Source organism: Streptococcus sp. SP8 (genome assembly GCF_030440045.1).
Lineage (GTDB): Bacteria > Bacillota > Bacilli > Lactobacillales > Streptococcaceae > Streptococcus > Streptococcus parasanguinis_I.
Genome location: NZ_JAQFJL010000001.1, coordinates 582,118 through 605,105, shown reverse-complemented (window position 1 = coordinate 605,105; position 22,988 = coordinate 582,118). Strand labels below are relative to the sequence as shown.

At 45.2% G+C, this 22,988-nt stretch carries 21 protein-coding genes and 1 pseudogene; 19 read left to right on the top strand and 3 right to left on the bottom strand.

Annotation, left to right across the window (positions count from 1 at the left end; translation table 11 throughout):
- Nucleotides 1-8 precede the first annotated feature (8 nt).
- The 12 genes from xseA (at nt 9) to metG (ending at nt 11,222) form a co-directional block, all read left to right on the top strand.
- Nucleotides 9-1,349 carry an exodeoxyribonuclease VII large subunit gene (gene xseA, locus PCY11_RS03060; protein WP_049486561.1) on the top strand — a complete coding sequence of 447 codons (1,341 nt, stop codon included), beginning with the start codon at nt 9-11 and terminating at the stop codon, nt 1,347-1,349.
- Nucleotides 1,327-1,539 (top strand): exodeoxyribonuclease VII small subunit, encoded by a 213-nt coding sequence (locus PCY11_RS03055; protein ID WP_003006013.1) that lies wholly within the window; start codon nt 1,327-1,329, stop codon nt 1,537-1,539. The genes xseA and PCY11_RS03055 overlap by 23 nt, the downstream gene beginning before the upstream one ends.
- Nucleotides 1,536-2,411, top strand: coding sequence for a polyprenyl synthetase family protein (locus PCY11_RS03050; protein ID WP_301362464.1), 876 nt, complete (start codon nt 1,536-1,538; stop codon nt 2,409-2,411). Before PCY11_RS03055 ends, PCY11_RS03050 begins: the two co-directional genes overlap by 4 nt.
- Entirely contained in the window at nt 2,404-3,222 is an 819-nt protein-coding gene (locus PCY11_RS03045; protein WP_195424454.1) for a TlyA family RNA methyltransferase, read from the top strand. Before PCY11_RS03050 ends, PCY11_RS03045 begins: the two co-directional genes overlap by 8 nt.
- Nucleotides 3,212-3,646 carry an arginine repressor gene (locus PCY11_RS03040; protein ID WP_003006022.1) on the top strand — a complete coding sequence of 145 codons (435 nt, stop codon included), beginning with the start codon at nt 3,212-3,214 and terminating at the stop codon, nt 3,644-3,646. Before PCY11_RS03045 ends, PCY11_RS03040 begins: the two co-directional genes overlap by 11 nt.
- 6 nt (nt 3,647-3,652) lie before the next feature.
- Entirely contained in the window at nt 3,653-5,311 is a 1,659-nt protein-coding gene (gene recN / locus PCY11_RS03035) for a DNA repair protein RecN (protein ID WP_301362463.1), read from the top strand.
- A 20-nt stretch (nt 5,312-5,331) separates the two neighbouring features.
- A complete protein-coding gene (locus tag PCY11_RS03030; RefSeq protein ID WP_301362462.1) occupies nt 5,332-6,060 on the top strand; it encodes a metallophosphoesterase in 729 nt (242 codons plus the stop codon).
- Nucleotides 6,061-6,149: 89 nt separating this feature from the next.
- Nucleotides 6,150-6,983, top strand: coding sequence for a DegV family protein (locus PCY11_RS03025; RefSeq protein ID WP_049472934.1), 834 nt, complete (start codon nt 6,150-6,152; stop codon nt 6,981-6,983).
- A gap of 110 nt (nt 6,984-7,093) precedes the next feature.
- Entirely contained in the window at nt 7,094-7,369 is a 276-nt protein-coding gene (locus PCY11_RS03020; RefSeq protein WP_003006038.1) for an HU family DNA-binding protein, read from the top strand.
- A 417-nt stretch (nt 7,370-7,786) separates the two neighbouring features.
- Nucleotides 7,787-8,233, top strand: coding sequence for a Fur family transcriptional regulator (locus tag PCY11_RS03015; protein WP_003006041.1), 447 nt, complete (start codon nt 7,787-7,789; stop codon nt 8,231-8,233).
- Between the two features lie 144 nt (nt 8,234-8,377).
- On the top strand, nt 8,378-9,070 hold the full coding sequence (locus tag PCY11_RS03010; protein ID WP_003012031.1) for a phosphoglycerate mutase: 693 nt from the start codon (nt 8,378-8,380) through the stop codon (nt 9,068-9,070).
- Between the two features lie 160 nt (nt 9,071-9,230).
- Nucleotides 9,231-11,222, top strand: coding sequence for a methionine--tRNA ligase (metG, locus tag PCY11_RS03005; protein ID WP_195424458.1), 1,992 nt, complete (start codon nt 9,231-9,233; stop codon nt 11,220-11,222).
- 504 nt (nt 11,223-11,726) lie between these two features.
- Here the strand turns inward: metG and PCY11_RS03000 are convergent.
- Both PCY11_RS03000 and PCY11_RS02995 read right to left on the bottom strand, forming a co-directional pair.
- Nucleotides 11,727-11,933 (bottom strand): helix-turn-helix transcriptional regulator, encoded by a 207-nt coding sequence (locus PCY11_RS03000; protein WP_003006064.1) that lies wholly within the window; start codon nt 11,931-11,933, stop codon nt 11,727-11,729.
- 10 nt (nt 11,934-11,943) lie between these two features.
- Nucleotides 11,944-12,465, bottom strand: coding sequence for a DUF2975 domain-containing protein (locus PCY11_RS02995; protein ID WP_195424460.1), 522 nt, complete (start codon nt 12,463-12,465; stop codon nt 11,944-11,946).
- Nucleotides 12,466-12,713: 248 nt separating this feature from the next.
- On the opposite strand from PCY11_RS02995, the gene PCY11_RS02990 reads away from it, so the two are divergent.
- The 4 genes and pseudogenes from PCY11_RS02990 to PCY11_RS02975 all read left to right on the top strand — a co-directional run bounded on the left by PCY11_RS02990 (nt 12,714) and on the right by PCY11_RS02975 (nt 19,508).
- Nucleotides 12,714-13,976, top strand: a complete 1,263-nt coding sequence (locus PCY11_RS02990; RefSeq protein ID WP_301362461.1) for a DUF6287 domain-containing protein — start codon at nt 12,714-12,716, stop codon at nt 13,974-13,976.
- 16 nt (nt 13,977-13,992) lie between these two features.
- Nucleotides 13,993-14,976: pseudogene (locus tag PCY11_RS02985) on the top strand (Gfo/Idh/MocA family protein).
- Nucleotides 14,977-15,328: 352 nt separating this feature from the next.
- Nucleotides 15,329-16,264: a zinc ABC transporter substrate-binding protein gene (locus PCY11_RS02980; protein ID WP_155200215.1), complete on the top strand. Its 936-nt coding sequence runs from the start codon at nt 15,329-15,331 to the stop codon at nt 16,262-16,264.
- Between the two features lie 7 nt (nt 16,265-16,271).
- Nucleotides 16,272-19,508: a pneumococcal-type histidine triad protein gene (locus tag PCY11_RS02975; RefSeq protein WP_301362460.1), complete on the top strand. Its 3,237-nt coding sequence runs from the start codon at nt 16,272-16,274 to the stop codon at nt 19,506-19,508.
- Between the two features lie 227 nt (nt 19,509-19,735).
- Here PCY11_RS02975 and PCY11_RS02970 read toward each other — a convergent pair whose 3' ends face one another.
- Nucleotides 19,736-20,920, bottom strand: a complete 1,185-nt coding sequence (locus PCY11_RS02970; protein ID WP_301362459.1) for a DUF2974 domain-containing protein — start codon at nt 20,918-20,920, stop codon at nt 19,736-19,738.
- A gap of 169 nt (nt 20,921-21,089) precedes the next feature.
- On the opposite strand from PCY11_RS02970, the gene PCY11_RS02965 reads away from it, so the two are divergent.
- The 3 genes from PCY11_RS02965 (at nt 21,090) to PCY11_RS02955 (ending at nt 22,978) form a co-directional block, all read left to right on the top strand.
- Nucleotides 21,090-21,767 carry a response regulator transcription factor gene (locus PCY11_RS02965; RefSeq protein ID WP_061455317.1) on the top strand — a complete coding sequence of 226 codons (678 nt, stop codon included), beginning with the start codon at nt 21,090-21,092 and terminating at the stop codon, nt 21,765-21,767.
- On the top strand, nt 21,760-22,734 hold the full coding sequence (locus tag PCY11_RS02960; RefSeq protein WP_301362457.1) for a sensor histidine kinase: 975 nt from the start codon (nt 21,760-21,762) through the stop codon (nt 22,732-22,734). The genes PCY11_RS02965 and PCY11_RS02960 overlap by 8 nt, the downstream gene beginning before the upstream one ends.
- Nucleotides 22,735-22,849: 115 nt before the next feature.
- The gene (locus tag PCY11_RS02955) at nt 22,850-22,978 is read left to right on the top strand and encodes a hypothetical protein (protein WP_261674222.1); all 129 of its coding nucleotides are present in this window, start codon (nt 22,850-22,852) and stop codon (nt 22,976-22,978) included.
- Nucleotides 22,979-22,988: the final 10 nt, after the last annotated feature.

Here is a 22,988-nt window from a genome sequence, read left to right as displayed (position 1 = left end):
GAGTTCCTATGTCCAACTATTTATCCGTATCAAGTTTGACCAAATATTTGAAATTAAAATTTGATAAGGATCCCTATTTGGAAAGGGTTTATCTGACAGGGCAGGTCTCCAATTTCCGAAAACGCCCCAACCACCAGTATTTTTCATTAAAAGATGAAAAAGCAGTTATTCAGGCGACGGTCTGGGCTGGGGTTTATCGAAGCTTTGGTTTTGAGCTAGAAGAAGGCATGAAGATCAATGTCATCGGTCGCATTCAGCTCTATGAGCCAAGTGGGAGTTATTCCATTGTCATTGAAAAGGCTGAACCAGATGGGGTAGGGGCCTTGGCCATCCAATTTGAGCAACTCAAGAAAAAGTTGACCGAAGAAGGGCTTTTTCAGGATCGGTGGAAGCAAGCTCTGCCACAATTTCCAAGAAAGATCGGGGTCATCACCAGTCAAAGCGGGGCCGTGATTCGCGATATTATCACAACGGTGAGCCGACGCTTCCCTGGTGTTGAGATTGTGCTCTACCCGACCAAGGTTCAGGGTGAAGGTGCATCTAGTGAGGTGGTTGCTAATATTCAAAGGGCTAACCAACGGGATGATTTGGATGTCTTGATTATCGGTCGTGGGGGTGGTTCAATTGAAGATCTCTGGGCCTTTAATGAAGAAGCAGTGGTGCGAGCCATTTTTGAATCGCGGATTTCGATTATCTCCAGTGTTGGACATGAGACAGATACGACTCTAGCCGATTTTGTAGCAGACCGACGAGCCGCTACTCCGACAGCCGCTGCTGAATTGGCCACTCCAGTAACGAAGTTGGATCTCTTGTCCCATTTACAAAAGCAGGAAAATCGCATGGCAACAGCGATGTCCAATCGCTTGGCCTATAATCGTGAACGCTTGGCAAAATTAAGTCAATCGGTTATTTTTAGACAGCCTGAAAGACTCTATGATGGCTACCTGCAAAAGATTGACCAGTTGCAATTGCGATTGAAACAAGGGATGCGCGATGCTTATGGACAAGGGGCCAATCAGCTGCAAGGTCTGCGTCATCGCTTAGAAGCTACGTCTCCTTTGCATCGCATCGAGCGCTACCAAGACCGCCTGCTCCAAGATAAGAGAATCTTAACCAACCGAATGGAACAAGTCCTAAAAGAGCAAAAGATCAAGGTACAAGGCTTATCAGAAGCCCTCTTGATGCTTGATACCAGTCGGATTATTGCGCGTGGTTATGCCATGGTCAAGGAAGGAGATCAGGTTCTAGATTCGGTTGCGAAAGTAACAGAAGGGGACCCGCTGTCACTCATTATGAGAGATGGCCAGTTAGAAGTAGAGGTAAAACATGTCGAAAGAAAAGAAATTTGAAGAAAATTTAGCAGATTTGGAAGCTATCGTCCAAAAATTGGAGAGTGGTGATGTGGCTTTAGAAGAAGCTATTACAGAATTCCAAAAAGGAATGAAGTTGTCAAAAGAATTGCAAGATACCTTGGATCAAGCAGAGAAAACCTTGGTCAAGGTCATGCAAGCAGATGGTACTGAAGCGGATCTAGCATGAGACAAGAAGAAAAACGAAATAGAGTAGAGCAAGCAGTTCGCTCTTTTTATGAGGAGAAAGCCGTTGCCCCCCATTTAGTGGACTCGGTCCTTTATTCGATTCAGGCAGGTGGAAAACGCCTGCGCCCCTTGCTCCTTCTAGAATTGTTAGAGGCCTTTGGACTGGAATTGACAGAGCCTCACTTTCAAGTGGCAGGAGCTTTGGAGATGATCCATACAGGAAGTCTCATTCACGATGATTTGCCAGCCATGGACAATGACGATTACCGTCGGGGACAATTGACCAATCATAAGAAATTCGGAGAAGACCTGGCGATTTTAGCAGGGGATGCGCTTTTTCTCGATCCCTTTGGGATGATAGCTGCGAGTGCCCTTCCTGATGCGGTCAAGGTCTCCTTGATTCTTGAATTGTCAGATGCTTCCGGTAGTCGTGGAATGGTAGCTGGCCAAGTCCTTGATATGGAAGGGGAGCACAAACAGCTCACGCTAGCAGAATTGCAGACTATCCATGCCAATAAGACAGGGCGCCTCCTTGCCTATCCTTTCATTGCAGCTGGTTTGATTTTAGAGTTGCAAGCAGACATTGGTCAGCTCTTAGAAAAAATCGGGAAAAAATTAGGCCTGGCTTTTCAAGTGCGGGATGATATTTTGGATCTGGTCGCTGATTTTGAAGCTTTGGGTAAGACCCCTCAAAAGGACTTAGTAGCTGAAAAATCGACCTATCCAGCCCTGTTGGGATTGGAAGAATCAAAAGCCTTGCTGACAAGTGAATTAGACGCTTGCGAGGACTTGTTGGATCAGATTACAACTGCTTGCGACTTTGATCCGCGAGCGATCAAGAAATTAATAGAAGGATTACGAATAGATGGCTAAGGAAAGAGTGGATGTATTAGCCTATAAACAAGGCCTATTTGATACCCGCGAACAAGCCAAAAGAGGGGTGATGGCAGGTCTTGTCGTTGCCGTCATCAATGGTGAGCGCTTCGATAAACCGGGTGAAAAAATTGATGAAGCAACCGAGTTGAAATTAAAGGGTGAAAAGCTCAAATATGTCAGCCGGGGCGGTCTTAAATTAGAAAAAGCCCTGAACCAATTTGGTTTGTCTGTAGAGGACAAGATTGCCATCGATATTGGAGCTTCTACAGGTGGCTTTACGGATGTCATGCTGCAAAACGGAGCTAGCCAGGTCTTTTCGGTGGATGTCGGGACCAATCAGTTGGCCTGGAAATTGCGCAATGATCCTCGAGTGGTCTCGATGGAACAGTTCAATTTCCGCTATGCCGAGCCAGATGATTTTGAAGCGACACCGAGCTTTGCGAGCATCGATGTCAGCTTTATTTCCTTAGACTTGATTCTGCCAGCCCTTCACCGGATTTTGGCAGAAAATGGACAAGTCGTGGCGCTGGTGAAACCTCAGTTTGAGGCAGGACGCGAACAGATCGGGAAAAATGGGATTATTAAGGATCCTAAGATTCATTTAGCCGTTCTTGAAAAGGTCGCTGCTTTTGCAGGGACACATGGCTTTGCGGTAATGGGAGTGGATTATTCCCCTATTCAAGGAGGCCATGGCAACATCGAATTTTTGATGTATCTAGAAAAAAAAGAAGAGAAAACAAAGCCAACGACAGAGCAGCTGGAGGCTGTTGTGGAGCTGGCACACAAGGAATTTAAACATGAAGAGTAAGAATATCAGATTAGAAAAAATTCGTCGCTTCATTCGCGATCATGAAGTGGGGACGCAAGAAGAGATCGTCGAACATTTGAAAGAAGAAGGCATCTCAGCAACCCAAGCTACAGTGTCACGGGATATCAAAGAATTGGGCATCGTAAAACGCCCTCTAAAAGACATGACCTATGTCTATGAATTGCCACGTAAGCACCACCAGGGGATCGGGATGATCGAAAGCAATATCTTGTCTCATCGCCGCATGGGAGAATATGTCAATTTCACCATGGTTCCAGGGACGGCTCCTTTAGTCAAACGTCGCTTGCGGGAGATTTATAAGGAGCATATCTTTAGTATTGTTGCAGATGATGATACGATCTTGCTGATCGCCTATTCAGCTCCAGAAGCAGAGAATATCCTCAAATCAATCTTTGGGTGGTAAGAGCCTATGCTATTAGAAATGTCGATTAAGAACTTTGCCATTATCGAAGAGATTTCCTTAAATTTTGAAAAGGGAATGACGGTACTGACAGGGGAAACAGGTGCAGGGAAATCCATCATTATCGATGCCATGAACATGATGCTGGGAAGCCGCGCAACGACGGATGTCATTCGACACGGAGCCCCAAAAGCGGAAATCGAAGGTCTCTTCACTGTTGAGAGCAATCGCCATCTGACGGCTCTCTTTGAAGAGCAAGGACTAGAGTGGACCGATGAATTGATCATTCGCCGAGAGATCCTGCAAAATGGACGAAGTGTCAGCCGGATCAATGGTCAGATGGTGAATTTATCTGTCTTAAAGGCAGTCGGTCAACATTTGGTGGACATCCATGGCCAGCATGATCAGGAAGAACTTATGCGCCCCCAATTGCATATCGCTATGCTGGATGAATTTGGGGATGCAGCCTTTTTCCAAACCAAAGACGCTTATCGTCAAACCTTTGAAGATTACAAACGTCTGCGCAAACAAGTAGTGGAACTTCAGCGCAACCAGCAGGAAAACAAGGCCCGTATTGAGATGTTGGAGTTTCAAATTGCAGAGATTGAGGCAGCTGCCTTGGAAGTGGATGAGGACCTGCGTCTGGAGCAAGAACGCCAACGCCTGCTCAATCACAAGATGATTGCTGATACCCTAACCAATGCCTATACCATGCTGGATGCAGAAGAGTTTTCGAGCCTCTCCAATGTTCGCTCAGCCATGAATGATCTGGAAAGCATCGAAGAATACGATCCCAGCTACAAAGAGCTCTCAGGCCAGCTGGCGGAAACCTTCTATGCCCTTGAGGACATTACCAAACGCTTAGAAGATGTGGTCGATGGTCTGGAGTTTGATGGCAATCGCCTCATGCAGGTGGAGTCGCGTTTGGATTTGATTCATTCCATCACGCGAAAGTATGGTGGCCAAGTCAAGGATGTCTTGGAATACCTGGCGCAAATTACTAAAGAATATAGTCTCCTCACCGGAAGTGACCTCTCATCTGAGAAATTAGAAAAAGAACTCAAACGTTTGGAAAAGAGTTTGGTATCCTTGGCTCAAGATTTGAGTGATCAGCGGCATGCCCTGGCCCAAGCTTTAGAAAATGAAATCCAGCAAGAATTAGCGGACCTTTACATGGACAAGGCGCGCTTTCAAGTGCGCTTTAGCAAAGCTAAGTTTAATCGTGAGGGAAATGAAGCTGTCGAATTTTACATTTCGACCAACCCAGGAGAGGACTTTAAACCTCTTGTCAAGGTAGCATCCGGCGGAGAATTGTCACGCTTGATGTTGGCCATTAAGTCGGCTTTTTCTCGAAAAGAAGGAAAAACCAGTATCGTCTTTGACGAGGTGGATACAGGGGTCTCTGGGCGCGTGGCTCAAGCCATTGCAGCGAAAATTCATAAGATTGGTCAAAATGGCCAAGTGCTTGCCATTTCTCACCTGCCTCAAGTCATCGCTGCAGCAGATTATCAATTCTATATTGAGAAAATCAGTGATGAACACTCAACTGTATCTACTGTGCGTTTGCTCAATAGAGAAGAACGAATTGAAGAAATTGCCAAGATGCTGGCAGGAGAGGATCTAACGGAAGCTGCCCGTCAACAAGCAGAGCAACTTCTCAAGCGTTAAGAGAAAGAAGGTTTGAAACAATGTCAACATACTTTGTAGTCGGAGATATTCACGGAAAAGCACAAATGCTAGAAGAGCTCATGACAGAATGGGATGGAAAAGCTCAATTGGTCTTTTTAGGGGATTTGATAGATCGAGGCGAAAACAGCAAACGATCAATTGAAATCGTAAAGGACTACGTAGACCATCACGGAGCTGTTTGCCTTTCCGGGAATCACGAGTACATGTTTTTAGCCTGGTTGGACAATCCAGAAGAGCGTTATGACCACTACCGAAGAAATGGTGGCGATACGACTATCAACTCTCTGTTAGGCCGGCCGCTCGATGCTCCTGTAGATGGCATTGCGGATGCGCAAGCAGTAGAAAATGCCGTTCCTGACTTGGTGGCCTTCATCCGTAGTTTGCCTTTTGACTACGAGACAGAGACCTATTATTTTGTCCACGCTGGTGTGGATCTAACCCTTGAAAATTGGCGAGAAACCAGTGATTATCAAAAGGTCTGGATCCGAAAACCATTCCATGAAGCGGAGAATCATACAGGCAAATGGATCGTCTTTGGCCATACACCGGTCTATGGACTGCTCAATGAGCCAGTCGGTACCGAAAATCTTTGGATTTCAGATCAGAAAATGGGCGTCGATGGGGGCGCTGTCTTTGGTGGAGTCCTCCATGGATTGCTCTTGGATGATCAAGGAATTGTCCAAGACCATGTCCTTCATAATACAGGTTTTTCTGCTGCAGACGACTGAGGAAGCAGGAATAGATATCTTTCACTGCAAAACCCCGTGTTTTTTGATATAATGAAAGCAGAACATTCTTAGGAAGAGTATAGAAATATATGGCAAATATTAAAATAGTTACAGACTCATCTATTACAATTGAGCCTGAAGTGGTTGAAGAATATGGCATCACCATTGTGCCACTTTCTGTTATGGTGGATGGAGTCCTTTATTCCGACAGTGAGTTGGGCGAAGGGGACTTCTTGCGCTTAATGCAATCTAGCAAAAATCTTCCAAAGACCAGCCAACCACCCGTTGGAGTCTTTGCGGAGGTGTATGAAAAGTTAGCAGCAGACGGAGCTCATATCGTTTCGATTCATATGTCTCATGCCTTGTCAGGAACCGTAGAGGCAGCTCGCCAAGGGGCAACCTTATCAGGGGCAGAAGTAACTGTGATTGATAGTGGCTTTACAGACCAAGCCATGAAGTTTCAAGTGGTTGAGGCAGCTAAGTTGGCTAAAGAAGGAGCAGATCTAGACACCGTTTTAGCTCGTATTGAAGAAGTCAAAGAAAAGACAGAGTTGTATATCGGCGTATCTACCTTGGAAAATCTAGTTAAAGGTGGTCGGATTGGCCGTGTTACCGGACTTTTGAGCTCGCTTCTTAACATCCGTGTGGTGATGCAAATGAAGGACCATCAGTTGGAACCAATCGTCAAGGGACGTGGAAACAAGACCTTTAAGAAATGGTTGGATGAATTGGTAGAGAAACTTTCCCATAGTAAGGTGGCTGAGATCGGGATTTCTTATGCAGGGACACCAGAGTGGGCCAATGAAATGAAGGCTCAGTTGCAATCGCTCGTTGAAAAAGCGATCCCTGTTCTCGAAACTGGATCGATTATTCAAACCCATACAGGTGAGAATGCATTTGCAGTTTTGGTGCGCTACGAATAAGCTGAATAAATGTTTGAAAAAACAGGTTTAGTACTTGACCTAAAGGCTTTTTTTAGATATTATAGTACTGTTAAGGCGTAAAGCCTAAAAAAATTTGGAGGATTTGTTAAATGGCTAACAAACAAGATTTGATCGCAAAAGTGGCAGAAGCTACAGAATTGACTAAAAAAGACTCAGCAGCAGCAGTTGACGCTGTATTTGCAGCTGTTTCAGAATACCTTTCAAAAGGTGAAAAAGTTCAATTGATCGGTTTCGGTAACTTCGAAGTTCGTGAACGTGCAGCTCGTAAAGGTCGCAACCCACAAACTGGTAAAGAAATCAAAATCGCAGCTTCTAAAGTTCCAGCATTCAAAGCTGGTAAAGCTCTTAAAGAAGCAGTTAAATAATTGCATTTTGAAAAGCCATCCTAGATTTCTAGGGTGGTTTTTTTGTTGGACAGCTCTATAGGATAAGGGTATAATAGGAAAAAAGAAAGAGAGAGAAAAGAACATGCGATTCATTTTAGGACTCTTTGCCCTGTTGTTTATCCGACCTATTTTGTATCTACTGAAAGGGCTGTGGTTCGTACTGGAATTTTGCTTTATGATCCTCGTGGTCAAAATGATCCTAGGAACCGTGCGCTGGATGACCAGTTGGATCGGCTGAGAGTAGATTAGACTCGCTCTTCCATTTTCAGGCTCGTGAAAAAAATGTCCCCCGGACATTTTTTTTAATTAAAAGCATTCTAAATAGTGATTTATTTTGAAACATGATATAATAAGGGTAACGAATCGATTAAATCATATTGGAAAGGGGGAATCATAGTGAACGCATTGCATCGTCATGAAGAAGAGCGCGTGGAAGAAGTCTTGCAAAATTTGCGTGCCAAGGGTATTCGGATTACTGATACCCGTAGAGCAGTTCTTTCCTATTTAGTGGCGAGTCATGAACATCCAAGCGCTGAGAAGATCTATCGTGATTTATTGCCTCAGTTTCCAAGCATGAGTCTAGCAACTGTCTACAACAATATCAAGGTTTTAATTGATGAGGGGGTTGTCTCTGAGATCAAGGTTCGCAATGATACCACGACCTATTTTGATTTCATGGGGCATGACCATTTGAATGTGGTGTGTGAAAAATGTGGCCGTATCGCAGATGTGGACATTGAAGTCCCAGATCTTCGCGAAGAAGCAGCCAGTCAAAGTGGCTACCAGATCACCAAGACCCAGATGACGGTCTATGGCATTTGTCCCGACTGTCAGAAAAATTAATGTGAGAGAAAGCAGAGCCGTCAGGCTCTTTTTTGTGAGAAATTGCACTTTTCTATGGTCGCCACTAGATTTTTTACTGAAAATCTAGTAGAATAAAATAGATAAACGGGGGAAACCTCGGAGAATAAAAAGGAGATCCATCTAATGGTAAAATTGGTTTTTGCTCGCCACGGTGAGTCTGAATGGAACAAAGCTAACCTTTTCACTGGTTGGGCTGATGTTGATTTGTCTGAAAAAGGTACACAACAAGCGATCGACGCTGGTAAATTGATCAAAGAAGCTGGTATCGAATTTGACCAAGCTTATACTTCAGTATTGAAACGTGCGATCAAAACTACTAACTTGGCTCTTGAAGCTTCTGACCAATTGTGGGTTCCAGTTGAAAAATCATGGCGCTTGAACGAACGTCACTACGGTGGTTTGACTGGTAAAAACAAAGCAGAAGCTGCTGAACAATTTGGTGATGAACAAGTTCACATCTGGCGTCGTTCTTACGATGTATTGCCTCCTGCAATGGACCGTGATGATGAACACTCAGCACACACTGACCGTCGTTATGCTTCACTTGACGATTCAGTGATTCCAGATGCTGAAAACTTGAAAGTTACTTTGGAACGTGCCCTTCCATTCTGGGAAGATAAAATCGCTCCAGCTCTTAAAGACGGTAAAAACGTATTCGTAGGAGCACATGGTAACTCAATCCGTGCCCTTGTAAAACACATCAAACAATTGTCAGACGACGAAATCATGGATGTGGAAATCCCTAACTTCCCACCATTGGTATTCGAATTTGACGAAAAATTGAACGTTGTAAAAGAATATTATCTTGGTAAGTAAGATAACATAATTTGTTATCCATAAAAAAAAGCTGACTTCGGTCAGCTTTTTTGCTTGTCTTCCTTAGATCCGAGCTGGTTTTGGGTTTTCAGGGTCCCCTAAAAATGTTATAATAGAGTGTTACTAAATTGGGTTCCATTAGCCCTGAAAGGAAAAGAAAATGACAAAATCATTCTACATCACAACCCCTATCTATTACCCATCTGGTAAATTGCATATTGGTTCAGCTTACACAACGATCGCCTGTGACGTCTTGGCGCGTTACAAACGTATGATGAACTACGATGTTTTCTACCTGACTGGTCTTGATGAGCACGGTCAAAAGATCCAGCAGAAGGCAGAAGAAGCTGGGATCACGCCGCAAGCTTATGTAGATGGGATGGCCGTTGGAGTGAAAGAACTCTGGCAATTACTCGATATCTCATATGATAAATTCATCCGTACGACAGACGATTACCATGAAAAAGTGGTGGCCCAAGTCTTTGAACGCTTGCTTGCGCAAGACGACATCTACCTGGGTGAATACTCTGGCTGGTATTCAGTCTCTGATGAAGAGTTCTTTACAGAAAGCCAATTGGCTGAGGTCTACCGTGATGAGAATGGCAAGGTTATCGGTGGGGTAGCCCCATCAGGCCACGAAGTAGAATGGGTTTCTGAAGAATCTTATTTCCTTCGTCTCAGCAAATACCAAGACCGCTTGGTTGAATTTTTCAAATCCCAACCTGATTTCATCACGCCAGATGGCCGTCTCAATGAAATGTTGAAAAACTTCATCGAGCCAGGTTTGGAAGACTTGGCGGTATCTCGGACCACCTTTACCTGGGGTGTGCCAGTCCCATCTAATCCAAAACACGTGGTCTATGTATGGATCGATGCCCTTCTTAACTATGTGACCGCTCTTGGTTACGGTCAAGAAGATCATGAAAACTTTGACAAATTCTGGAACGGAACCGTCTTCCACATGGTCGGAAAAGACATCCTTCGTTTCCACTCCATCTACTGGCCAATCCTTCTCATGATGTTGGATGTTAAATTGCCAGAACGTTTGATTGCCCATGGTTGGTTTGTCATGAAAGACGGCAAGATGTCGAAGTCTAAAGGGAATGTCATCTACCCAGAAATGTTGGTGGAACGCTTCGGCTTGGATCCGCTTCGTTACTACCTTATGCGCAGTTTGCCAGTTGGTTCAGATGGTACCTTTACCCCAGAAGACTACGTAGCCCGCATCAACTATGAATTGGCTAATGACCTTGGAAACCTCCTTAACCGGACGGTAGCCATGATCAATAAATACTTTGGTGGCCAAGTTCCAGCTTATATCGAAAATGTTACTGCATTTGATGCTGATTTGGCAAAGGTGGTTGAAGAAAACATCGCTGAATACCACAAGCAAATGAACGCGGTGGATTACCCACGCGCTTTGGAAGCTGTATGGAACATCATCTCTCGTACCAACAAGTACATCGATGAGACAGCGCCTTGGGTCCTCGCTAAAGAAGATGGTGACAAGGAACAATTGGCAGCGGTCATGGCTCACTTGGCAGCTAGCCTTCGTGTCGTGGCTCACTTGATCCAACCATTCATGATGAACACCTCAAACGCCATCATGGAACAACTTGGCTTGGGCTTGGACTTCGATCTTGAAAACTTGACCTTAGCAGGCTTCCCTGAAAATGTCACAGTGGTTGCCAAAGGAACTCCAATCTTCCCACGTCTGGACATGGAAGAAGAAATTGCCTACATCCAATCTCAAATGACTGCTGGAAAACCACAAGAAAAAGAATGGATTCCAGAAGAAGTGGAGCTCAAGTCTGAAAAAGACGAGATCAAATTTGAAGACTTTGACAAGGTTGAAATCCGTGTAGCAGAAGTCAAAGAAGTGGAACGCGTCGAAGGATCAGACAAATTGCTTCGCTTCCGCCTAGATGCAGGAGATGGCGAAGACCGTCAAATCCTCTCTGGTATTGCGAAATTCTATCCAAATGAACAAGAATTAGTCGGTAAGAAACTCCAAATCGTGGCCAACCTCAAACCACGTAAGATGATGAAGAAATATGTCAGCCAAGGTATGATTCTTTCCGCAGAACACGGAGATCAATTAACAGTCTTAACTGTTGATCCATCTGTACCAAATGGAAGCATCATTGGCTAAACGATAGACAAAGAAAAAATCATCTAAAAAACTTTCCTTAGGTGAGTACGGACGTCAGCGAACTTCGAAGAAGTTCCATGACTTAGTTTTGGACCCTAGGTTCCAAAACTCCCGAGTGCTAGAAATACAATTGTTTCTAGCACTTTTCTCACGGCGGAAAGTTTCAGTAGATGATTGAATAATTCTAACGAATAAATTTTTTGATTTTTATAGAATTAATTTGATTTGTAAGAAAGAACAGATTGTCTACACTCTCAAGCACTCCCGCAGGAGTGCTTTTCTTGTGTCGATAAGGTTCCCATCATTGAATTTTACAAGGATGGTAGATGAGTCCTATTAGTAATGGGTGTTAACGGAGACTTCCGCAGTGAGAAAAGAGTCTGAAACATTTTCGTTTCAGACTCTCGGAAGATTTGAGACAGTGGGCTCAAATCTTAGGTATGGAATCCCAAAGGGATTCGCTACTGTCCGTCCTCACCTAAGGAAAGTCTCCGAATATAGTTCCTATTCATCTGGTCGATATTCCAGGATATCTCCGGGCTGGCAGTCGAGTTCTTTGCAGATGGCTTCAAGGGTGGTGAAGCGGATGGCTTTGGCCTTGCCGGTTTTGAGGATGGAGAGGTTAGCAGTCGTGATGCCGATTTTGTCGGCTAGCTCGTTGGATTTCATCTTTCGCTTGGCTAGCATGACATCTAGATTGACGATAATCATGGCAACCTCCTTAAATGGTTAGCTCATTTTCTTCAGCAATCTCAATACCTCTCTCTAAAATCTTGCCAGAGACCCAGACGATTGGAACGGCAAGGAGAAGCCCTGTGTTAAAGGTGAATTTGAAAGTGAAGGGAAGGAGATAAGCATTTCCACTGGTTTCAAGTGTGCCAGACATAAAGGACAATACCAAGAGAATCTTCCAAGCTCGGTTGCAAAGATCAATGTTGGAGTGAGAAAAGATCTTTTCTTGGTAGAGATTTTGGAGGAAGCTGCGAATGGTGATGAGAAGGTAAATATAGATAGCGCTTGAGGCTAGTGGGAAGAGCAACTGCCAGAGAGGTTGCAGATGTTTGGGGAAGAGCTGGATGCCATTCACATCAAAGGACAAGCGTCCAGTTTGAATGAGATCTTTAAACACTCCCATCCGTGAAAGCAGGTGGACGACCAGTGCAGCCACAGTCATAAAGCCACAGAAGTAAATGAAAGTCGTCAAGACTTCAATGACATTTTTTAAGGTTTTTGAGTTTTTCATCGCAAGCCTCCTTGAAGTTTATTTATTTTTCACTTATAGTATACTCCTTATAAAAAATTAGTCAATAAAAAAGTATCGAAAAACGATAAAAAAATAACGATAAACAAAATATTATTTTTGAAAAACAGGTATTCTCTGCTAAAACTAGTCGGTTTAAGCCGGAGAAACCACTACATAGAGGGGAATTTTACTATACTTTCGATTTAGGGTATACTAGTGTAAAGATCTTATTCCATGGAGGTAGTAAAATGAATCTTAAGTGGAAGAAAAAATACCTGGGGCCGATTCTGGGGCTGGTCGGAGCAGCTGTTCTGATCGGTGGAGTCTATCTCTACTCTAGCTCCAACATCCAACCAGACCATCAAAAGGAATTTAACCAGACCAGTAAGAAGGCCACTAAGCCAAAGGAAAAAGCTATTGACTTGAGTGGTGACTACGTCTCTAATGAACGGGATGAAGCCAAAATCGAGAAAAAAGGCAAGGCCTGGAAGATCGATTACCAAACGGCTGACGGCAAGGTATCTGCTGAATTTAGCACGAATTGGAAGGTCGAAGGATCTAACAAAATTTCAACAGGCAAGATGAAAAAATCCGATGGCAATACAGACTTTACAGTCACTGTTCGTGTCTTCAAATACAAGACAGATAAGAAGCCTTTGATCACGGTGACCATGTCTGACAAAAATCCCGACCACGAGATGGTCTTTGCCAATCGAGAGGATTTTTTCAAATCGACAGATCCCAATGATGTCGTCCTTGATGGCAATCTCTCACCGTTTGAAGGTGCTTATTCCAATGATACCTATGAAAAGGAAATCGCAGATTCCGGTTTTAAACTTTATGGCTATACTCCAGAAGAATATTACCAAAACAAGACCAATGCCTTTCCAAGTATTGTAAATGGGGAGACCGGCTGGACTTTCTGGAGTGGAGGCACTCGGGCGAGTTACCTGCTCAATAAAGAAAAAGAGCCCAAGAAGCGAAAAGGCTATTATGAAGTTTATTTCACTGGGGCAAACGGGACTGCGATCCAAGGGCAAGAGCAAACCTTGTACCTGATCCCAGCGGGTGTGACAGGTCCTGATGGAGTAGCTTCCCAAGAACGTCGGATTCTCTTTGGGGATGCGGCCTACCGGGATTATCATCTAGAGTGGTGGAAAGCATACCCACAACCGAAAAAAGAGAAAGACTTGGATATTGCGGCCATTAACGGAGGAGATTTCTCAAGCTTAGCTGGAACCTGGCGCAATGGCAAGGGGGCTGAAATCGTCATCCAAGCAGATGGAAAAGTCAAGGGCCAAGGCAGCCTCAAGGCTGTTGCAGACTCGGATAAGAAGAGCAAGATCCCTTATGTTGAGATGAAGATGGGTGAGACTGGTGCTGCGATTGGACTTCTGAAAATCGGTTTCCAAAATCCAGATGGAGACCAGTCTGATACCAGCAAGCCACGTCTAGTGGTCACTCAATCTGCAGGCAACTATCCGGCCGATCAATATTTCTACCGTCAATAAAAAAGGAGATTAAACCATGGGCCATCACATCAACTATAAGTGGGCGAGTCTTGGAACAGGCGTCATTGCCAATGAATTGGCGCAAGCCCTTGAAGCGCTTGGTGGGAAACTCTATTCCGTTGCCAATCGTACTTATGACAAGGGGGTAGCCTTCGCTGAGAAATACGGGATCGAAAAGGTGTATCATGAAATTGATGAAGTCTTTGAGGATCCTTAAGTGGATATCATCTATATCTCAACACCTCACAATACTCATATCCAGTATCTTCGCAAGGCCCTCGCAGCTGGCAAGCACGTGCTCTGTGAAAAGTCCATCACTCTCAACAGTGAGGAATTGGCAGAAGCGATAAAGCTTGCTGAAGAAAACCATGTCAAACTGGCTGAAGCCATGACCATTTTCCATATGCCTATTTATCGGAAACTCTCTGAAATTGTAGCAAGTGGCAAGCTAGGCCCTCTCAAGGTCATCCAGATGAACTTCGGTTCCTATAAAGAATACGATATGACCAACCGCTTTTTCAATCGTAATCTAGCAGGTGGGGCTCTACTTGACATCGGTGTCTACGCCCTGTCTTTCGTCCGTTGGTTTATGACCTCACAGCCGACAGAAATGGTTTCACAGGTCAAGCTGGCACCGACTGGTGTCGATGAGCAAGCAGGGATCCTTCTTACGAATCGTGAAGGGGAAATGGCGACGGTGACGCTGAGTCTTCACGCCAAACAACCGAAACGTGGGACGATCGCTTATGATAAGGGCTATATCGAACTTTACGAATATCCACGTGGGCAAAAAGCGGTCATCACCTATACGGAAGATGGATCACAAGAAGTGATCGAAGCAGGAGAAACCGCTAAAGCCCTCCAGTATGAAGTCCTCGATATGGAAGCAGCAGTCGCAGGAAGGGAAAATCATCTCTACCTAAACTACAGCCGCGATGTCATGGACCTCATGACTCAACTCCGCAAAGACTGGGGCTTGGTTTACCCAGAAGAAGAATAACGAAAGGAAAAGAGGCTGGGACAAAAGTCCTAGCCTCTCAATTGTTTTTGGATTGTCGAGCAAGACGCAGTGGTTGAGTGGGCTGTAAAAGCTGATTTCATCAGCTTTTACAGCCCTACTCAACTGTGCGGAGGTGGGACGACGAAATCGAATTCTAACGAATTACCGATTTCTGTCCCACTCTCTTTTTTACTGCAAGGAAGGCTCGTGGGGTCTAGGAAATTGCTAGTCTCTAGCATTAAAAGGAAAAAAATGTAAAAAAGGCTTGACAAAGCAAATGATTCGCAGTATTATTAACTAGTTAATTAACCGATTAATAAACTAGTTAATAAAAATGAAAAAGAGGTGAAGGATGAATAGGAGAAGAATGAAGGTTCTGGGACTCTTGTTTCTCGGTTTCTTTCTACTGACAGCTTGTGGAAGTCAAGGAAATGCGGGCAAGCCCCCTTCTAAAAAAGGTCTTAAAATTGTCACGAGTTTTTATCCTATCTATGCCCTGGTCAAGGAAATCTCTGGCGATCAAAATGACATCTGGATGGTTCAGTCCGGTGCAGGGATCCATGATTATGAACCCTCTACCAAAGAAGTGGCCCAGATCTATGATGCGGATGTTTTTGTCTATCATTCTCAGACCCTGGAATCGTGGGCCGGTCGCTTAGATCCCAATCTTCAAGGTTCCAAGTTGCGAGTGATCGAAGGCAGCCAAGGAATGACCCTTGATAAGGTGGCTGGATTAGAGGATATCGAGGCTGGTCAGGGAAAAGAAGCCAAGCACTTGTATGATCCGCATACTTGGTTGGATCCTGTAAAAATTGCAGAGGAAGGAAAGATCATCGCCCAACGCTTGGGAGAGATCGATCCAAAGAACAAGGAGCTCTATCAGGCCAATGCTCAAAAGCTTGAAAAGCGCTGTGAGGAACTGGTAGCCCGCTACCAGCCTCTCTTTGACAAGGCCAAGCAAAAGACTTTTGTGACCCAGCATACGGCCTTTTCTTATCTGGCCAAACGCTTTGGTCTCAAGCAGTTAGGGATTGCAGGGATTTCCCCAGAGCAAGAACCGACCGCTCGGCAATTGGCGGAGATCCAGCAGTTTGTCAAAGACTACAAGGTAAAAACGATCTTTGTGGAAAAGCACACGTCGTCAAAAGTGGCAGATAGTATTGCCAAGGCAACAGGGGCGCGTGTCAAGGTCTTGGATCCACTGGAAGCTGATCCGAAAAATGATAAGGATCTATTAGAAAATTTAGAAGAAAATATGGCGACTTTAGCCAAGGAATTAGAGGAGTAAATCAAGAATGAAGAAAAAGGGAACGATTGGATTGGTAGCGACCTTGGGGCTAGGACTCTGTGCCTATGCGCTCAGTCAGCAGCCACAAGTCAAGGAAGAGAAAAAGAATCAGATTCAGTATTTGCAAGCGGACAAGAAATCGTCATCGTCTGCCTCCAGCAAAAAGGAAGACAGCATCGAAGCGGTCAATGCCAAGGAAAAGACCCAGGCAGAGCAGATTGTCATCAAGATTACAGATGAAGGCTTTGTCACTTCTCATGGGGATCATTTTCATTACTACAGCGGGAAGGTCCCATTTGATGCCATCTTTAGTGAAGAGTTGATTTTGCGGGATCCAACTTATCAGTTGCAAGAAGCGGATATCGTGAGCAAGGTCAAGGATGGCTATATTATCAAACGCGCTGGGAAATACTATCTCTACTTAAAGGATGCCCAACATACGGTCAATGTGCGCTCGATCGAAGAGATCGCTCAGCAACAAAAAGGTGGCGCTAAAGAAGAAGGGGAAACAGGATCGGTACAGGCGAGCTCCTCGCACAAGGCAGGCAAGACCCGTGACTTCCGTCAACCTAGTCAAGCGTTGAAGGAAGGTAAGACCCTTGAGATGCTGACGGCTAAGAACCATACAGGTGGTGGCTACCGTACGGACGATGGTTATGTCTTTAGTCCTGGAGATGTCATTTCAGATACAGGGGACGGCTTTATTGTGCCCCATGGTGGTCATTTCCATTATATTCCAAAGAGTGCCCTATCTGCTGGCGAGTTAGCAGCAGCCCTCTCCGTCTTAGGTGGTCAAGCCGGTCATCAGGCTGGGAACTCACACCTAGCTGGAGCAAGCACAGAACAAGGGCATGGAACTTCAGATCAAGCCTCTCCAAGCCTTGGGAAGCAAGCAAGTAACCAGCCATCAGCCAGTCCAACCAATACACAGACAACCCCAACGACTTCTAAACCAGCTGCATCTAAACCGAGTCCAACCTTGACCAACTTGATCGAAGAATTGCAGAAAGCCCCGTTGTCTTCTCGTCATGTGGAGTCTGATGGTTCTGTCTTTGATCCAAGCAAGATTACCAAGTGGACCGATCAAGGGATTGTCTACCCTCATGGGGATCATTTCCACTTTATCCCTTACAGCTCCCTATCGCCTTTAGAGCGTGAGTTGGCGCGGCAATTCCAATTGCTTCGTGCTCAAGGAACTGGTAGTTCAACAGAAGGAAGTCCAAGCTTACCTTCAAATCCAAGCACAAGACCAGTTGAACATGAGCATGATCATGAGCATGGCGACAGTCACGAGCGCGAAGAGGAGCACGATCACGGCTTCCACGCAGACAAGGTCATCAGCAAGGACGAGGAAGGCTATATGGTCGCTCATGGCAACCATGCCCATTATTTCTATAAAAAGGACCTCTCTCCTCAAGAGATTGCAGCAGCGGAGGCAACTCTAGCTGGTAAGAAAGAAGAAGACAAGGGTCAGCCCCTGACAGATGACGTTGCGACCTATTCTCGTGATGCCTCAGATGAGGAAAAGATCCAGTACATCAGTAAGACCTACGGTGTCCCTCGCGAGGCCATTAAGATTTCCAATGGTTTCTTTGTCTTTAACAATCCAGACCAAGAATATGATCCGACCCACATCCATCCTTATGCCGTTCGGAAGGAACATGTCCGGATCCCACTTGAAACTGGCAATCCTGAACTAGACTTTATCAATGAACTCTATGCAACAGCGCTTCGTTCAGGGATTTCTCCTTATAGCCTCCAGATTGAAAATGGTCAGTTTGTTATCCCGCATGGCGATCACAACCACTACATCAAGGTACGTTCAGCAGGACTAGCAGACTACTTAGCCCACCGTCTTCCAACCATCCAATCTCCTTACAAAAAAGGAGACTTGGACAAGAAAGTCGTAGAGGACAAGGTCAACCAGCTCTTAGCAGAAAGCCGGACTCTCTATGCTTCTGATCCATTACAACAAAGACGGATTGAGCTGATCTTGGGCCACTTCTTGGAAAATGTCAAGAGTTTCCCAAGTAATTCAACAGAGGGCTATCTAGCTAGTCTCAAACAGGTTGATGCGCAGTACATTCATGCGACTCAAGCGGTCAAGCCAAAAGAAGAGACAGCCTTGGACCGTCGTTACCAAGAATTGCTGGAACAAGTGCGCTTGCTAGACACAGAAGCATTCCAATTGAAGAAGGAAGAGTTGGTCTCTCAACTGCAGGAAGCCTATGCTGCCAAGGACAGTAAGCGTCTAGAGCAGGAAGGGAAGCTATTAGAAGCTGTTCAGGAGATGCAAGATCGGACGGGTGTGACATCGGTCGATTACCTCAAGTATTTCTACCAAAGCTTGAGCGATGCGCGCTTGACACCAGAACTCCGCACTAAGGCAGCAGATCTAGCCTTGAAGCTCTACCGAGCTCAAGCCTTTGAAGAAGCTTGGGATTCCAAGTCTCACTTTATGGAACTCTACCAAACTAAGCAAGCTATTGACCAGCTCTTCTCCCAAGAAAAAGGCCAAACCTATCCTATTGAAAAAACAGTTTTGGATCAAAAAGGAAGTCAAACCCCATCCTACAACGTAGCGGTTTATGATTTCCTCAAAGGCTTGTATGGAGAGTTGGATAAGGCAACAGAAGCCCGTCAACAGAACAAGATTTTGACAGCTCTCTTAGAGCAAATCCAGTCGCTCTTGCCACAAGTCGAAGACCAAGGTAAACGAACGACTTTTGAAACAGGCTTGGCTCAACTTGGAAAAGAATCTGATCCAAACAAGGCTATTACAAGTGGGGAAGCACTTCTACGCGAAATCAGTGATACCATTGAAAAGCAAAAACAAAAGCAAACGGAAGAGCCTCAAATTGGGGATGTCGCTCTTTATCAACAGCTCTATAACCAATTAATGGCCTTGCACCAACAATTGCAGGACAAGGGAGCTAGTGATGCGGTGTTTGATCGCTTAGAAGCTCTCTTTGACCAATTGGCTAATCCAAAGAGTGATAAAGCAGCCTTACTACAGGCCATCCAAGCCTTCCAGGCGGAATTGGCAGCTGCGCCATCTGCAAACGAAGCGGGCAAATCAGCTTCCACAGCTGAAACGCCTGTCGCTACAGAAACTCCGGTGGAAAAAGAAGCAGCAGCTTCAGAAGGAAGCAAGCCTGCCACAACTGAGACAGAAACAGAGCCTGCAAGCGCAGCTGTAACAGAAGCAAGCACGCCAGATACTCCATCTCCTCAGAACCAATAGAAAATAGAAAAGAGGCTGGGACAAAAGTCCTAGCCTCTCGATTATTTTTGGATTGTCGAGCAAGACGCAGTGGTTGAGTGGGCTCTAATACGCTGATTTCATCAGCTTTTACAGCCCTACTCAACTGTGCGGAGGTGGGACGACGAAATCGAAATCTAACGAATTACCGATTTCTGTCCCACTCTCTTTTTGCGTTTTAGTGAATAGAAGAAGTCAGTAGTTGAGCCTCACTCCTTGTGCTCAAGAAGCAGTGGTGAGGAAGTCTCGACTGCTTTTTTTCGCTTGAAAAATGCGGCCATTTGAACCAGGATGCGGGGGACCGTTTGCCATTTTTTCCAAGCTTGAAAGCGAGTGTCGATGAGCTGCTTGGCTAAGCGTTCCAGCATTTCTCGCTCGGTCGGATCCAAATCTTGAGCATTTTGGAGGATTTCCTTGGCCTTGGCTAGCTGCTTGAGATCGATTAGGTCATTGATGGAAGTGATGCCGGCATCCAGAAAAATACCAAAAAAGGTATCAAAAAACTTCTTGCGCTCGTCTGCCGATGTTTCGCGAACCCATTGCTTCAAGGTCAGATCGGTCTGCTGGCTATCTGGACTGGTTTCAGAAACGGTCACAAAGCTGTAGTCCTTGATTTCCCAAGTAAAGGCATCATGCTGGGTAAAGCCACCAAATGCGCGACTTTTGACAATGGTCGTCGGTTCTGGCACTTCCAACATCATGCCAACGATGGATCCCTGAGGGACAAAGCGACGAATATTTGGAGACGTGCGCTGGTAGCCTTCGGTTTCGATAATGGTCTTGTTGAGGCCAGGAGCATCGTAGCTGTAGATCGCGTCGACCCGTTCAAATAAGGGATCAGGTAGATACGAGCAGGCATAGGTTGCGAGATTTCCCCCTTTGGAGTGACCGGCTACTAAGAAGCGCCCTTTTGGAAATTCCTTCATGACATGTTGCAGGTAGCTGGCTGCGCGCTTCTGAGCTGGAACATGGTCCATATAGGTCATGTGGAAGTCTTCCTTCCAGCCGATCAAGGTGTCATCCGTTCCTCTGAAAACGACCAAATACGTATCCAGACTAAGCCGATAGGTCATGGCTGCAAACTGTTTTTGTACATCGGGATCGTACTCATCGACATAGTTAAGGAGTTTGATGTTCTTAAAGCGCTTTGAAGTAGCCAACTCATCGACTAATTGCAGGTGCTGGTTACTCACGATAAAATCGGTAGTCCGATCGATCAGTTCCATCGCATCAGACAGGCGCACTGGAATCCCTGTTGTATCTCCTTGAGGCACAATGTGTCCAAAGGGCAGATAGGTCAGCTCTGTCAAAGCGAGGACATCCAGCTCCTTGAAGGGGCGGTCATATATGGAATCGTAAGTCACTTCTTTTAGGTAATCAAAAATAGTCGACATCTGTGCCTCCCGTGTCTTATTTCTTTCAGTATAGCACAAAAATGGATGTAGAAAAAGCGCCTCTTATCAAGAAAGTAGAGGCCAGTTCTTCTTTCCCTCTGAAACAGCCTTTTTCTCTGCTGTTTAATCTGTTATAATAGGAAGAAGAAAAAAAGAAGGAAAGAAAGCCATGCATAAAATTCTCTTAGTAGAAGACGATGAAATTATTCGCCAACAGGTCAAACAATTATTGGAACAATGGGGCTATGAAGTGGTCGCAGTAGAGGACTTTATGGATGTCCTCGGGATCTTTGTTGAAAGTGACCCTCACTTGATCCTCATGGATATTGGCCTGCCTCTTTACAACGGCTACCACTGGTGCCAAGAGATTCGCAAGGTTTCAAAGGTTCCGATCATGTTTCTTTCTTCACGGGATCAAGCCATGGATATTGTTATGGCCATCAATATGGGTGGAGACGACTTTGTCACTAAGCCCTTTGACCAAAATGTCCTCCTTGCCAAGGTTCAAGGACTCTTGCGCCGTTCCTACGAATTTGGGACAGATCAAAATCTGCTGGAGCACCGGGGAGCCATCCTCAATCTCAAGTCCACGGACTTGGTGTATGAAGGGGAAGTCATCAAGCTGACCAAGAATGAATTTCAGATCCTGCGTGTCCTGTTTGAGCATGCAGGCAGTATCGTGGCGCGTGATGATATGATGAAGGAGCTCTGGAATAGCGACCTCTTTATTGATGACAATACCTTGTCTGTCAATGTGGCCCGCCTTCGCAAGAAATTAGAAGAGGCTGGCTTGTCAAACTTCATCGAAACCAAGAAAGGCATCGGTTACGGGTTGACCCATGAATAAATTTGGAACGATCTTCTGGCAATATGTGGTATCCCGCAGGCGCCTACTCTATCTATTGGTCATCTTTTTGATCGTCGATTTGGTCTTTGCCTATCTCTTTCCAGAGACGGGGACGATTTTCCTCTATGCGACCCTGGTGTTAGGCTTTTTTGCCCTCTGTGTCTTGATCTGGGATTGTGCCATGACCTTTCAGGACTATCGCAAAGCAGCGCTATATGAGGAAATAGAAGTTGCCTCGCCACTAGAACATCTCCTTTATGAAAAATACACTGAAGAACAGCAGGCTCGCCTGGAGGAAGGCAAAACAGCCCAGGCCAAGTTCAATGACCTGATGGATTACTACACCCTCTGGGTTCACCAGATTAAGACGCCCATTGCAGCTAGCCAGCTCTTGGTGCAAGATGTCGAGACGCCCATTGTCAAGCAGCAGATGGAGCAGGAGCTCTTTAAGATTGACTCCTATGCCAATCTGGTTTTGCAGTACTTGCGACTGGAGAGTTTTCATGATGATCTGGTCTTAAAGCGCGTGTTGGTAGAAGATTTGGTCAAAGAAGTAGTCCGCAAGTACGCCCTCTTTTTTATCCAAAAGAACTTGACCGTGGATCTGCATGATTTGGAAGAGGAGGTCATCACCGATCGTAAGTGGCTCCTGGTCATTATCGAGCAGCTCTTGTCCAATAGCCTCAAGTACACCAGTACCGGTGGAATTGAAATCTATTTTAAAGACCAGACTCTCTATATAAAAGATAGCGGGATTGGGATCAAAAATAGTGATGTGCTTCGCGTCTTTGAGCGGGGCTTCTCCGGCTACAATGGCCACCTGACCCAGCAATCTTCAGGGCTGGGGCTCTATCTATCTAAGAAAATCGCAGAGCAATTGGGCCACAGGATCACCCTCCACTCAGAGGTCGGCCAAGGCACGACGGTTGCCATTCACTTTGAAGAGAAGAAGTTGGTCATGGATTAAGATTTCCCCATCTTACAAAAATGTAAGAAATAAAGGTCAAAATGAAAGGTTAGGTTATGGTAGCCGCCTTTTATTTTTTATACAATAGTCTCATCAAATGAAGGAGGTCAAGAAAATGAAACTCTTGAAATGGATGAAACAACTCAAAAAGACTGAGAAACACTGTAACCAACCCGATCTGGAAAAGACGGAATTTGGTCTCCAAGTCCTGCAACAAACCCAAGAATTTTTCTTGATCTACTAATAAAAGGAGA

Excerpts from the sequence above, each read along its gene's own strand:
- PCY11_RS03040 (WP_003006022.1), top strand. The coding sequence starts at position 3,212 with ATGAAGAGTAAGAATATCAGATTAGAAAAAATTCGTCGCTTCATTCGC.
- PCY11_RS02980 (WP_155200215.1), top strand. The coding sequence starts at position 15,329 with ATGAATAGGAGAAGAATGAAGGTTCTGGGACTCTTGTTTCTCGGTTTC.
- PCY11_RS02965 (WP_061455317.1), top strand. The coding sequence starts at position 21,090 with ATGCATAAAATTCTCTTAGTAGAAGACGATGAAATTATTCGCCAACAG.
- PCY11_RS02995 (WP_195424460.1), bottom strand. The coding sequence starts at position 12,465 with ATGAAAAACTCAAAAACCTTAAAAAATGTCATTGAAGTCTTGACGACT.
- PCY11_RS03050 (WP_301362464.1), top strand. The coding sequence starts at position 1,536 with ATGAGACAAGAAGAAAAACGAAATAGAGTAGAGCAAGCAGTTCGCTCT.
- PCY11_RS02990 (WP_301362461.1), top strand. The coding sequence starts at position 12,714 with ATGAATCTTAAGTGGAAGAAAAAATACCTGGGGCCGATTCTGGGGCTG.
- PCY11_RS03030 (WP_301362462.1), top strand. The coding sequence starts at position 5,332 with ATGTCAACATACTTTGTAGTCGGAGATATTCACGGAAAAGCACAAATG.
- PCY11_RS03045 (WP_195424454.1), top strand. The coding sequence starts at position 2,404 with ATGGCTAAGGAAAGAGTGGATGTATTAGCCTATAAACAAGGCCTATTT.
- PCY11_RS03000 (WP_003006064.1), bottom strand. The coding sequence starts at position 11,933 with ATGATTATCGTCAATCTAGATGTCATGCTAGCCAAGCGAAAGATGAAA.
- metG (WP_195424458.1), top strand. The coding sequence starts at position 9,231 with ATGACAAAATCATTCTACATCACAACCCCTATCTATTACCCATCTGGT.
- recN (WP_301362463.1), top strand. The coding sequence starts at position 3,653 with ATGCTATTAGAAATGTCGATTAAGAACTTTGCCATTATCGAAGAGATT.
- PCY11_RS02975 (WP_301362460.1), top strand. The coding sequence starts at position 16,272 with ATGAAGAAAAAGGGAACGATTGGATTGGTAGCGACCTTGGGGCTAGGA.
- PCY11_RS03010 (WP_003012031.1), top strand. The coding sequence starts at position 8,378 with ATGGTAAAATTGGTTTTTGCTCGCCACGGTGAGTCTGAATGGAACAAA.
- PCY11_RS03020 (WP_003006038.1), top strand. The coding sequence starts at position 7,094 with ATGGCTAACAAACAAGATTTGATCGCAAAAGTGGCAGAAGCTACAGAA.
- PCY11_RS02970 (WP_301362459.1), bottom strand. The coding sequence starts at position 20,920 with ATGTCGACTATTTTTGATTACCTAAAAGAAGTGACTTACGATTCCATA.
- PCY11_RS02955 (WP_261674222.1), top strand. The coding sequence starts at position 22,850 with ATGAAACTCTTGAAATGGATGAAACAACTCAAAAAGACTGAGAAACAC.
- xseA (WP_049486561.1), top strand. The coding sequence starts at position 9 with ATGTCCAACTATTTATCCGTATCAAGTTTGACCAAATATTTGAAATTA.
- PCY11_RS03025 (WP_049472934.1), top strand. The coding sequence starts at position 6,150 with ATGGCAAATATTAAAATAGTTACAGACTCATCTATTACAATTGAGCCT.
- PCY11_RS02960 (WP_301362457.1), top strand. The coding sequence starts at position 21,760 with ATGAATAAATTTGGAACGATCTTCTGGCAATATGTGGTATCCCGCAGG.
- PCY11_RS03055 (WP_003006013.1), top strand. The coding sequence starts at position 1,327 with ATGTCGAAAGAAAAGAAATTTGAAGAAAATTTAGCAGATTTGGAAGCT.